Here is a 12319-nt window from a genome sequence, read left to right as displayed (position 1 = left end):
ACCAACCCCCCGCGCGACCGTGGCCGTGGCTTTCCGGACGGCCTCGCTTCGTCCTGCCTCCGGGATTCTCACGGTCCGGGCTATAAAACCTGTCGGCCACCCAAGGTTTGACTTGCCTCCTCTCTCAAAGAAGATATAAATATATCTTTATATGTGAGAGCGAGTTTTGATCGTGTCGGACGCCGCATCGCCATCGCTGGATCTGACTCTCGGCATCCTTCGGGCCGCCGCGGAGGAAACGCGCCTGCGCATTCTCGCTCTTTTGACGGAAGGGGAGCTGTCCGTCTCCGATTTCACGGACATCCTGGGCCAGTCCCAGCCGCGCATCTCGCGGCACCTGAAACTCCTGGTCGAGGCGGGCCTTGTGGAGCGGCACCGGGAAGGCGCCTGGGCGTTTTTCCGCCTGACGGACCGCAGCGACGCGGCGAGGATCATCCGGCCGATGCTCGACAGCCTGAACCGGTCGGATCCGCTTCTCCTCGACGACCGGACGCGCCTCGAGGCCGTCCGCAACCAGCGCTCTCATGCGGCGCAGGCCTTTTTCTCGCGGCTGGCTCCGGAATGGGACCGGATCCGGTCGCTCCATGCTCCCGAAGCGACGGTCGAGGCGGCGGTGCTCGACGTTCTGGGCGAGAAGTCGATCCGGAACCTCGTGGATCTCGGCACCGGCACCGGGCGGATGCTCCAGCTCCTCGCGCCGCGGGCCCTGCGGACGGTCGGCCTCGATGCCAGTCATGCCATGCTGTCCGTCGCGCGCGCCAATCTCGAAAAGGCGGGCTTGCGCGGCATCGAGCTTCGGCAGGGCGATATTTATGCGCCGCCTTTCCCGCGCGACACGTTCGATCTCGTGGTGATCCATCAGGTTCTGCACTACCTGGACGATCCCGCGCGGGCGATCCGCGAGGCATCGCGTCTGGTGGCGCCGGGCGGGCGGATTCTGGTGGTCGACTTCGCCCCTCACAATCTCGAATTCCTGCGTGAAACGCAGGCGCACCGGCGCCTGGGCTTCGCGCCCGAGCAGGTGGCGGACTGGCTCGACGAAGCCGGGCTCGACTGCCTCCTCAATCGCCAGATCGCTCCGTCCAAGAATGGCGATGAGCAGTTGATCGTTTCCCTTTGGTTGGGACAGGACCGCCGCGTCATGACGGACTGGCCCCTCGCCGCATCCGACAGAGAGGTCGCCTGATGTTGCCGCTCGCGCATCGCCCAAGCCGCCAGGCTTCCTGCCCCATCAAGGTTTCCTTCGAGTTCTTCCCGCCGAAGACCGACGAGATGGAAGCCACCCTGTGGTCGTCCATCGAGCGTCTCGCGCCCCTCGATCCTCACTTCGTTTCGGTCACTTACGGAGCGGGCGGATCGACCCGCGAGAGGACCCATGCCACGGTGTCCCGGCTGGTTCGCGAGACCCAGCTCAAGCCCGCCGCTCACCTGACCTGCGTCGCCGCGACCAAGGACGAGGTCGACAACGTCGTGCGCTCCTATTGGGATGCGGGCGTCCGTCATGTGGTGGCGCTGCGGGGCGATCCGGTCGGGGGGCTTGGAACGGCCTATGAACCTCATCCCGACGGCTATCGGAGAACCTGCGATCTCGTGGCCGGGATCAAGTCCGTGGGCGATTTCGAGGTTTCCGTTTCCGCCTATCCGGAAAAGCATCCGGAAGCGGCCTCCCTCGACGCGGATATCGACGTGCTGCAGCAGAAGGTCGATTGCGGGGCGGACCGCGCGATCACGCAGTTCTTCTTCGACAACGACGTCTACTTCCGCTATCTCGACCGGGTGCGGGCGCGGGGCATCAACATTCCGATCATCCCCGGCATCGTTCCGGTGCAGAATTTCAAGCAGACGGCGAATTTCGCGGCGAAGACCGGCGCGAGCATTCCCGCCTGGCTGGCGGCCCGGTTCGAAGGCCTGGACAACGATGTGGAAACCCGCAAGCTGATCGCCGCCGCGGTCGCCGCCGAGCAGGTGATCGATCTCGTGGATCGCGGCGTCAACGAAATTCACTTTTACACCATGAACCGGGCGGATCTGGTTTACGCGATCTGCCGACTGTTGGGGCTGCGTAACCAGGCCGAAAGGGTTGCCGCCTGACAAGAATTCCACGCCCGGCCCCCGCGCCGGGCTTTTCGCTGTTTTGCCGACAGGTAGAAGGCCCGGATCCGACGATCCGGGCGGATGAAAGAAGAAACGATGACGCTTGATGTTGCCCGCCCTGCCAATGGCGCCGAGATTGTGAAGGCCCTTCGCGAGATTGCGTCCCGCCGCATTCTTGTGCTGGACGGCGCCATGGGTACGGAGCTGCAGCGATCGGGCTTCTCGGAGGAGGACTTCAGAGGCGCGCGCTTCAAGGACTGGAAGCAGGACGTCAAAGGCAACAACGACCTTTTGATCCTCACGCAGCCCGACGCGGTCCGTCAGGTTCATCTCGATTATTTTCGGGCCGGTGCCGACATCGTCGAGACGAACACGTTCTCGGGCACGTCAATCGCGCAGGCCGATTATGGGATGGAGGAGCTGGTCTACGAGCTCAACTTCCACGGCGCGCGCCTTGCCCGTGAAGCGGCCGTGCAGGCGGAGAAAGAGGACGGTCGCCGCCGTTTCGTGGCCGGCGCCATCGGTCCGACGAACCGCACCCTGTCGATCTCGCCGGACGTGAACAATCCGGGCTATCGCGCGGTGACGTTCGATCAGGTCAGCGAAGCCTATGCGGAGCAGGTGAGGGGGCTGGTGGACGGCGGGACCGAGATCGTCCTCATCGAAACCATCTTCGATACGCTCAACGCCAAGGCCGCCATCGTCGCCACGCAGAAGGTCTTTGCGGAACGCGACGTGAAGCTGCCGGTGATGATTTCCGGAACCATCACGGACCTGTCCGGCCGCACCCTCTCGGGCCAGACGCCGACGGCCTTCTGGCATTCGGTGCGTCATGCGGAGCCGTTCGCCATCGGTCTTAACTGCGCCCTCGGCGCGCGGGAGATGCGGGCGCATGTTCAGGAAATCAGCCGGGCGGCCGACACCCTCGTCTGTGCCTATCCGAATGCCGGCCTGCCCAATGAATTCGGCCTCTATGACGAACGTCCGGAGGCGACCGCCGGCATGCTGGCGGAATTCGCCGATGCGGGTCTCGTCAATGTCGTCGGTGGATGCTGCGGGACGACGCCGGATCATATTCGCGCCATCGCCGAGGCCGTTGCCGGAAAGGCGCCGCGGCAGGTGCCGGTGGTGAAGCCGATGATGCGGCTGTCCGGCCTCGAGCCTTTCGTGCTGACGCCCGATATTCCCTTCGTCAACGTGGGCGAGCGCACGAACGTGACGGGCTCGGCGAAGTTCCGCAAGCTCATCACCAATGGCGATTATGCGGCCGCGCTCGACGTGGCGCGGGATCAGGTCGCCAACGGCGCGCAGGTGATCGACATCAACATGGACGAAGGTCTTCTCGATTCCGAGAAGGCCATGGTGGAATTCTTGAACCTGGTGGCGGCGGAGCCCGATATCGCCCGGGTTCCGGTCATGGTGGATTCGTCGAAGTTCGCCGTGATCGAGGCAGGCCTGAAGTGCATTCAGGGCAAGGCGATCGTGAACTCCATTTCGATGAAGGAGGGGATCGAATCCTTCATCGAGCACGCGCGGATCTGCCGTTCCTATGGGGCTGCGGTCGTCGTGATGGCGTTCGACGAACAAGGGCAGGCGGACACGCTCGAGCGCAAGGTCGAGATCTGCACCCGCGCCTACAAGATCCTGACCGAGGAGGTAGGTTTCCCGCCCGAGGACATCATCTTCGATCCGAACGTGTTCGCGGTCGCGACGGGCATCGAAGAGCACGACGGCTATGGCGTCGCCTTTATCGAGGCGACGCGCATCATCCGCGAGACGCTGCCGCACGCGCATATCTCGGGCGGTGTCTCGAACCTGTCGTTCTCCTTCCGCGGCAATGAGCCCGTGCGCGAGGCAATGCATTCGGTGTTCCTGTTCCACGCCATCAAGGTCGGCATGGACATGGGCATCGTGAATGCGGGACAGCTCGCGGTTTACGATGAGATCGATCCCGAATTGCGCGAGCTGTGCGAGGATGTTGTGCTCAATCGCCGTCCGGACGCGACGGAGCGGCTGCTCGAGGCCGCGCCGCGCTTCAAGGGCGATGGCTCCGGCGCCGTGAAGGCCGCCGATCTCGAATGGCGTTCCTGGCCGGTCGAGAAGCGCATCGAGCATGCGCTCGTCAACGGCATCACCGAGTTCATCGAGCAGGATACGGAAGAAGCGCGCCACGCCGCCGAGCGCCCGCTGCACGTGATCGAAGGTCCGCTGATGGCCGGCATGAACGTGGTCGGCGATCTTTTCGGCGCCGGCAAGATGTTCCTGCCGCAGGTGGTGAAATCCGCCCGCGTGATGAAACAGGCGGTCGCCTACCTCATGCCGTTCATGGAAGCCGAGAAGGAGGCCAGCGGCAGTACGGAACGATCGACCGCCGGCAAGGTGCTGATGGCGACCGTGAAAGGCGACGTGCACGATATCGGCAAGAACATCGTGGGCGTCGTTCTGGCCTGTAACAATTACGAGGTCATCGATCTCGGCGTCATGGTGCCGGCCCAGAAGATCCTGGATACGGCCCGCAAGGAGAACGTGGACATCATCGGTCTTTCCGGCCTCATCACGCCGTCACTCGACGAGATGGTCAACGTGGCGAGCGAGATGGAGCGGGAAGGCTTCGACATTCCGCTCCTCATCGGCGGCGCGACCACGAGCCGGGTCCATACGGCCGTGAAGATCCATCCGAACTACCAGAAGGGGCAGGCCGTCTATGTGACGGATGCGAGCCGCGCGGTCGGCGTCGTCTCGTCGCTCCTGTCGCCCGATGCCAAGAACGACTACATCACCACCATCCAGGCCGAGTACCGCCGGGTGGCGGACGCGCACCGGCGCTCGGAGGCCGACAAGCAGAGGCTTCCCCTCGAAAAGGCACGCGCGAACCGCCCGAAGATCGACTGGCCGGCCTACCAGCCGCCGAAGCCGACCTTCACCGGCGCAAGGGTTTTCCGCAGCTACGATGTGGGTGAACTCGTTCCCTATATCGATTGGACGCCCTTCTTCCAAACCTGGGAGCTCAAAGGGCGCTACCCCGCAATCCTCGACGATCCCGAGCAGGGAGCCGCCGCACGGCAGCTGTTCGAGGACGCTCAGGGCATGCTCAAGCAGCTGGTCGACGAGCGCTGGTTCAACCCGAAGGCGGTGATCGGGTTCTGGCCCGCCAACGCGGTGGGCGACGACATCCGGCTTTATACCGGTGAAAGCCGGCAGGAGACGCTCGCGACGTTCTACGGCCTTCGCCAGCAGCTCACGAAGCGGGACGGCAAGCCGAACCTGTGCCTGTCCGATTTCATCGCCCCTGAAGACAGCGGACAACCGGATTACATCGGCGCCTTTGTGGTCACGTCGGGCATCGAGGAAGTTCGCATCGCGGAGCGTTTCGAACGCGCCAACGACGATTATCGGTCGATCCTCGTCAAAGCCCTGGCCGACCGGCTGGCGGAAGCCTTCGCGGAGCGCATGCATCAGCGGGTGCGCCAGGAATTCTGGGCTTATGCACCGGACGAGGCGTTGTCGAACGAGGACCTGATCCGCGAGGATTACCGGGGTATTCGCCCGGCGCCCGGTTATCCGGCCCAGCCCGATCATACGGAAAAGGCGACGATCTTCCGCCTGCTCAATGCCGAGCGCAGCATCGGAGTCGCGCTGACGGAATCCTACGCCATGTGGCCGGGCTCGTCCGTCTCCGGCCTCTATCTGGCGCATCCCGAGGCCTATTATTTCGGGGTCGCCAAAGTGGAGCGGGATCAGGTGGAAGATTACGCCGCGCGCAAGGGCATGAGCATCCAGGACGTGGAGCGCTGGCTCTCGCCGATCCTCAATTATGATCCTGCCTCCTACACGGTGATGGCTGCGGAATAGGATCGAGCCAGGCCCGTCGGGGCGAGGCTCGCCGATGAGACGGCAGCGTCGCGTCGGAAGCTGATGCCTGCTCCCGGCAGACGCAGGATGAGTTGCGTTCCGCTTTTGTTCTTGACTGGCGGGGCAAGCTGAGCTATATCGTTTCACAGATCAGGTCCTGACGAGGGGCGCACTCGCGAGGCGTCGCAAGAGCGGGACCGGACACGGTCCCGTGCTCGCTTCCTACGCAGAAGCAAGTGACGGGAGGCCCAGGATGCTTGGGCGGGTTGTCGGGATCGGTCGCAGGCCCCCGTCGCACGAGACGGATCCCGCCTGCGGCGATACCTGAGCCTTGCCTCTCCTGTCCGCCTAAAAGAACCGTGCGCGAAGAGGCATCTCGGCTCTTCCCTTCTCATCATCCGCGAGCCGGGCTGCCCGACGCGCCACCCTCGATCGCTTCCCCTCCGGGCCACTCAGCCCGGAGGACACCGCCCATGCCGTGATGCGCTCCGCTGTCATGAGCCCCGCCGTCACGGGCTCGCCCGGCATGCGCTCCGCCGTCATTCCGGGGCGAGCATCAGCGAGAGCCCGGAACCCATAAACACGACCGTTCAGGAGAAAGAGCCATGGCAGCCGGTGCGTTCTCTTTCCAGCACCCGCAGCGTGTATGGGTTCCGGGCTCGCCTGCGGCGCCCCGGAATGACGGGGCTGTTCTGTCATTCCGGGGCGAGCAGCGCGAGAGCCCGGAACCCAGAACCGCTAACGATCCCGGAGAAGACACGATGGCAGCCGCGCACCCATCCACAAACCTCGCCGGCTCTGGGTTCCGGGCCCGGCCCGCAGGGCCGTCCCGGAATGACGGAACGGCGCTCGGTCCTTCCGATCCGCTCCGTGTCCCCGCAATGACGGCGCGCCTACCATTGCTCCGCATGGCACCACCCCGTCTCGATCATCCCTCGGGCCTCAGGGCTCTATTCCCGCCGCAGCGCCTCGATCGGATCGAGCTTGGCGGCGCGCTGGGCCGGATAGAAACCGAAGAAGATTCCGACGAGCGCCGAGAAGCCGACCGCGACGGCAATCGCCTCGGAGGATATCAGCGACGGCCACCCGGCCAGCTGCGCCACGAAGTACGCCACCGTCGCGCCAAGGGCGATGCCGAGAATGCCGCCGATGGTGGAGAGGGTCGTGGCTTCGATGAGGAACTGACTGAGAATATCCCGCGGCCGCGCCCCGACCGCGAGGCGCAGGCCGATCTCGCGGGTTCGTTCCGTCACCGAGACCAGCATGATGTTCATGATGCCGATCCCGCCGACCAGAAGGGAAACGGCGGCGACCGCTGCCAACAGCATCGAGAGCGTGTTGGCGGACGCGGATGCCGTGTTGGCGATCTCGGTCAGATTGCGGATCGAGAAATCGTCCTCCTGATCGCCGACGATGCGATGGCGCTGCTGCAGCAGCCGGGTGATCAGTTCGATTCCCGGCTCGATCTCCTCCTCCCGGGCGAACTTCACGAAGATCGATCCGACGGAGCCGTCCTTGGCGTAGTTCCGGCCGATCACGCGGCGGCGTCCCGCATCGAGGGGCACGAAGATCACGTCGTCCTGATCCTGACCGAAGGCCGATTGCCCTTTCGGCGCCATCACGCCGATCACCCGGAACGGCACGTTGCGGACACGCACGGTCTGGTCGATGGGGTCGTCCTCGCCGAAGAGATTGCGGGCCACCGTCTGACCCAGAATGACGACGATGTCGCCTCTGCGGATCTCCTCCGGATCGAAATTGCGTCCGACCGCGACATCCCACTCGCGCGCCTCGAACCAGTCGTTGTCGATGCCGTAGATGCGCGTCGCCCAGTTGTTCCCGCCCGCGACGACCTGGGTCCCGCCCTGCACGAACGGCGCGGCCGCGATCACGCCGTCGATCTCGTTCTTGATGGCCTGGGCATCGTCATCGGTCAGGGAGGACGCGGCGCCGGCGCCGAGACGGGCGCCGCCCTGCGTGACATTGCCCGGCGTGATGATGGCGAGGTTGGCGCCCAGGGATCTGATCTGCCGGTCAACGAGATTTCTCGCGCCCGACCCGATCGCCACCATGGCGATGACGGCCGCCACACCGATCACGATGCCCAGCATGGTCAGCAGGCTTCGCAGGGCGTTCGCCATGATGGCGGACAGAGCCGATCGGATGGCCTCGATAAGCCTCACGTGAGAGCCTCCTCACGCCGTGCCTCAAGAGGCTGCTGCCGGATATCCTCGATGACACGCCCATCCCTGAAGCGGATGAGACGGCGCGCATGGCGTCCCACATCGGCGTCGTGCGTCACGAGCACGATGGTGACGCCCTCGCGGTTGAGTTCCTGGAAGAGAGCCAGGATTTCCTCGGCCGTTCGGCTGTCGAGGGCGCCGGTCGGCTCATCGGCAAGAAGCAGGCTCGGCCGGTTGACGAGGGCCCGCGCAATCGCCACCCGTTGCTGCTGTCCGCCGGAAAGCTGCATGGGGCGGTGATGGGCGCGCCCCGCGAGGCCGACACGTTCAAGGGCGCTCAACGCCCGCTCATGGCGCGCTCTCCGGTCGACGCCGGCATAGACCATCGGAAGTTCCACATTGCCGATGGCATCGACGCGCGGCAGCAGATTGAACTGCTGAAACACGAAGCCAATCTGGCGATTGCGCAATGCGGCGAGACCGTCGGCATCGAGCTTTTCGACCGCCGTGTCGGCGAGCCGATAGTGCCCTTCCGTCGGCCGGTCGAGACAGCCGATGAGGTTCATGAACGTCGACTTGCCGGAGCCGGATGGACCCATCACGGCGACAAAGTCGCCTTGCGCCACATCGAGATCAACATGATCGAGCGCAACGACCCGGCCACCGTCGAGATCGTAGACGCGCCGCAAGCCTCGTGTTTCGATCAACGCCATTGCGCCGTCCTCAGAACATGCGTGGAGGCCGTGGACGCGACGCGGGCCTGGATGGGTCCGCCTCCTGTGCGCCGCTGCGGGTGCCTCCTCCGATGATCACCGCTTCGCCCTCCTTGAGGCGGCTCTTGAGGATCTCCGTATAGCTGCCGTCGGTCACGCCGAGACGAACCGGAACAAGCTCCGGATTACCATCCACCAGCCTGTACAGCCGACCTTCCATGCCTTCGTCCGCGGCGGTTCGCGCCGGCGGCCTCCTGCGGGCCTGCCGGTCCGGCTGCTCGTCGGACGGCGACGCTTTGACCGCAACGGCCATCCCCGGAGGGCGGAAGCGCAAGGCGGCGTTGGGCACGCGCAGGACATCGTCCCGTTCATCGGTCACGATCTGGAGGTTGGCCGTCATGCCCGGCAGGAGCGACATGTCGGAATTCTTCACACCAATCACCGCCGTATAGGTCACGACGTTCTGCACGGTCTGCGCCCCAAGGCGCACGAGCCTGACACGGCCCGTGAACGTTCGATTGGGATAGGCATTGACGGTGAAGCTCACCGCTTGATCGGGCTTCAGGCGACCCACATCCGCTTCGTCGATATTGGCGTAGATGTCGATCTCGCGCAGATCCTGCGCGACGGTGAAGAGGGTCGGAGCCGACAGGGAGGCCGCCACCGTCTGGCCGAGTTCGATATCCCGCTTCACCACAACTCCGTCGACCGGTGAGCGGATCTCCGTTCGGGAAAGGTCGATCTCGATATCCCGCAGCTTCGCCTCACGCTGAAGGATGAGGGCCTCCGCCGATTTCATGCCTGCCTCGGCCAAGGCCAGATCCGCCTTCAGCCCTTCCGTCTCCGCCGCATTGGAGGCGATCTGTGCCTGCGCCGAAACCAGAGCGGCCTTTTGAATGTCGAGCTGGGTCTTCGTCTGATCGAGGGCATTCTGGGTTCCGGCGGCGCGGGCGACCAGTTCGGTCTGGCGCTCGAAGTTGCGCTGCGCCTCCGCAAGCTGCGCTTGGGCCCGGTCGCGCTGGGCGGCAAGATCCGCCGCGAGAGCCTCCGAACGCTGCAGCATGGCCTTCGCCTTGTCGATCTGTGCCTTCTTGGTGTCGCGATCGGCCCTGGCCTGGGCAAGATCGGCCTGTGCCGCATCCCTTCGGGACTTGATCTGTTCCGAGTACAGCCGGGCGACGACCTGACCCTGCTTCACCGGCGTATTGTAGTCGGCAAGAATTTCCACGACCTGGCCGGACAGCTGGGAGCCGACAAGAACCGTCGTGACCGGATTGAGGGTCCCGGTGGCCCTCACACTGGCCGTGATCGGGCCTCGCTCGATGGCGCCGAGCCTATAGGCGGCATCCGAGGCGCTCCCGCTCGCAGGCCGCCACAGGTAGAATCCCGCGGCACCGACGACTACCAGAAGGCCGACAACCCAGAACCAGACCCGCCGCACGCCTCGAACCCTTCACGTCATGATGCTCTCATGGACATTGTGACGGATTTCCCGGCTGGTTTCGAGTTAACTCTTTGTCATGCGCCGCCCTGCGGCCGCTTCGCGATGAGGTCCCGCAGGGTCGTGATGGTCGATGCGTCGGCGACGCCGTCGATGCGTTCGGGCCGAAAATGCCGCTGAAACGCCGCCACGACCTTTTCGGTACTCTCATCGAACACGCCCGTGATCTTCAGCCCATAGCCATACATGGTCAGCATGGCCTGGAGGGCTTCGATCGGCATTCCCTCGTCCCCCCGGGAAAAGAACCGCCCGTCGCGAACAGGAGCGGGCGCCACCCAATGCCCGACGCCCGCATCGTGAAGACGCCGCCATGGAAAGAGCTCGCCGGGGTCGACCTTCCGTCCCGGAGCCACGTCCGAATGTCCGAGCACGCGGGTCGGCGAAATTCTCCAGCGCAGGACGATGTCGCGGGCAAGGGCGATCACGCTGTCGATCTGCTCGTCCGGAAAAAGCGGAAGCCCGCCGGGATGCCCCGCATTGGCGATCTCGATGCCGATGGAGCATGAATTGGTGTCGGTCTCCCCGTCCCAGTAGGACGAACCCGCATGCCATGCGCGGCGCGCCTCCGGCACCATCTGAATGACGCGTCCATCCTCAAAGACGAAGTAATGGGCCGAGACCTGGGAGATCGGATTGCACAGCCACTGCAAGGCTTCACCCGCATCCGGCATGCCGGTGTAGTGCAGGATCAGCATATCGGGACGCTTGCCGTCCTTCCTTTCCCCGTGGTTCGGCGATGGAAACACCTTCTTGGCGACGGTGCTTTCAGGGGAAAGAGAGGTGCCCATCATCTCACCTGATGTTCCGCTCGGAGGCCACGCGTTCCCAGGCCGCGTTGATGACGGCAAGGCGCTCCGTCGCGATCTTCACGGCCTCTGGAGGCAAGCCACGCGCGATCTCCCGGTCGGGGTGGTTCTCGGCGACGAGCTTACGGTAATGACGTCTCAACTCATCGTCGCTCATGTCGCGGTCGGCATTGAGAACGAGATAGGGATCGTCCGCCTGTTTCACATGGCGCGCGGCGATGCGCTCGAAATCGGACGCCGATAATGCGAAAATTTCCGCAACGTCGCGAAGATAAGCAAACTCGGCTTCGTGCACGGCGCCGTCCGCTTTGGCAATGTGGAAGAGGCCATCCAGAACATCTTCAAGGAGAGCAGGCTCATCCCTGAAAAGATCGCTGATCTGCTGGGCGTAAGCTTCGAATCCGTCGGGCGTCTTTTTGGCGAGATCGAACAAACGCTTGACGCGTTCATGCTCGCCCGCCGGAACCTCGACGATGTGCTCGAACGCTCTGACCTCGCGGTCGACCACGACACCATCGGCTTTCGCCATCTTGGCGGCGAGCGCCACGAGCCCCATTGTGAAGACGACATCCCGAGGAGGTCGTCCGAAGAGTGCCCCTTCGCGATCGACCAGCATGTGTCCGGCAAGCCCGCCAAGCAGGGCGCCAATCGGCCCTCCCAAAGCAAGGCCGATACCGGCACCCCCCAATTTACCCCAAATCGACTGAATCATTGCAATTGAGTGGTACGCTCAAGTGCAGGTAAAAGAAAAGGGCCGGACGACGTCCGACCCTCAAAATTCCTGCTGTGCGAATTAGCGGCAGTAGATGTTGCCATAAACGTCCTGGTACGTGCCATAGGGGCATGCGGGACGAGCAGGAGCCGTGCCAGCGCCGACAATCGCGCCGCCTGCCGCACCGATCGCAGCGCCCGCGAGAGCGCCGCCCGCACGACCTGTGGCTGCACCACCAATAGCCGCGCCGGCGAGACCGCCAATCGCTGCGCCGCCGACGGCGCGCTCGCCAGGCGTATTGCAGGCCGCCATCGAGAGGGTGAGGGCGCCAGCTGCGATGGCTGTGATGATCTTTTTCATGGAAGCTTCCCTGTCATTAGCGGGCTGTCGACTAAACCCAGCCCTACTTAGCTTGACCTTACGCCCACGCCAACTCTTTCGAAGGGCAAACGGTTCCG

Annotated in this window: 9 protein-coding genes; 3 read left to right on the top strand and 6 right to left on the bottom strand. The window is 64.3% G+C overall.

The genetic code is table 11. The features are described 5' to 3' along the window. Positions 1-172 precede the first annotated feature (172 nt). The 3 genes from LJD17_RS12540 to metH all read left to right on the top strand — a co-directional run bounded on the left by LJD17_RS12540 (position 173) and on the right by metH (position 5946). A complete protein-coding gene (locus tag LJD17_RS12540; protein ID WP_227384524.1) occupies positions 173-1186 on the top strand; it encodes an ArsR/SmtB family transcription factor in 1014 nt (337 codons plus the stop codon). After that, entirely contained in the window at positions 1186-2091 is a 906-nt protein-coding gene (gene metF, locus LJD17_RS12535; protein WP_227384523.1) for a methylenetetrahydrofolate reductase [NAD(P)H], read from the top strand. Before LJD17_RS12540 ends, metF begins: the two co-directional genes overlap by 1 nt. Positions 2092-2190: 99 nt before the next feature. Then, positions 2191-5946: a methionine synthase gene (gene metH, locus LJD17_RS12530; protein ID WP_227384522.1), complete on the top strand. Its 3756-nt coding sequence runs from the start codon at positions 2191-2193 to the stop codon at positions 5944-5946. A 950-nt stretch (positions 5947-6896) separates the two neighbouring features. Here metH and LJD17_RS12525 read toward each other — a convergent pair. The 6 genes from LJD17_RS12525 to LJD17_RS12500 form a co-directional block, all read right to left on the bottom strand. After that, positions 6897-8129, bottom strand: coding sequence for an ABC transporter permease (locus LJD17_RS12525; RefSeq protein WP_227384521.1), 1233 nt, complete (start codon positions 8127-8129; stop codon positions 6897-6899). Continuing rightward, positions 8126-8842, bottom strand: a complete 717-nt coding sequence (locus tag LJD17_RS12520; protein ID WP_227384520.1) for an ABC transporter ATP-binding protein — start codon at positions 8840-8842, stop codon at positions 8126-8128. Before LJD17_RS12520 ends, LJD17_RS12525 begins: the two co-directional genes overlap by 4 nt. Positions 8843-8852: 10 nt before the next feature. Further along, positions 8853-10283 (bottom strand): efflux RND transporter periplasmic adaptor subunit, encoded by a 1431-nt coding sequence (locus LJD17_RS12515; RefSeq protein WP_227384519.1) that lies wholly within the window; start codon positions 10281-10283, stop codon positions 8853-8855. Between the two features lie 77 nt (positions 10284-10360). Continuing rightward, positions 10361-11134: an N-acetylmuramoyl-L-alanine amidase gene (locus LJD17_RS12510; protein ID WP_227384518.1), complete on the bottom strand. Its 774-nt coding sequence runs from the start codon at positions 11132-11134 to the stop codon at positions 10361-10363. A 1-nt stretch (position 11135) separates the two neighbouring features. After that, positions 11136-11861: a TerB family tellurite resistance protein gene (locus LJD17_RS12505; RefSeq protein WP_227384517.1), complete on the bottom strand. Its 726-nt coding sequence runs from the start codon at positions 11859-11861 to the stop codon at positions 11136-11138. An 81-nt stretch (positions 11862-11942) separates the two neighbouring features. Further along, positions 11943-12221 (bottom strand): hypothetical protein, encoded by a 279-nt coding sequence (locus LJD17_RS12500; RefSeq protein WP_227384516.1) that lies wholly within the window; start codon positions 12219-12221, stop codon positions 11943-11945. Between the last annotated feature and the right edge of the window lie 98 nt (positions 12222-12319).

Origin of the sequence: Microvirga rosea, from assembly GCF_020595095.1 — a bacterium.
Classification (GTDB): Bacteria; Pseudomonadota; Alphaproteobacteria; order Rhizobiales; family Beijerinckiaceae; genus Microvirga; species Microvirga rosea.
This window is presented reverse-complemented; position numbering and strand designations above follow the sequence as displayed.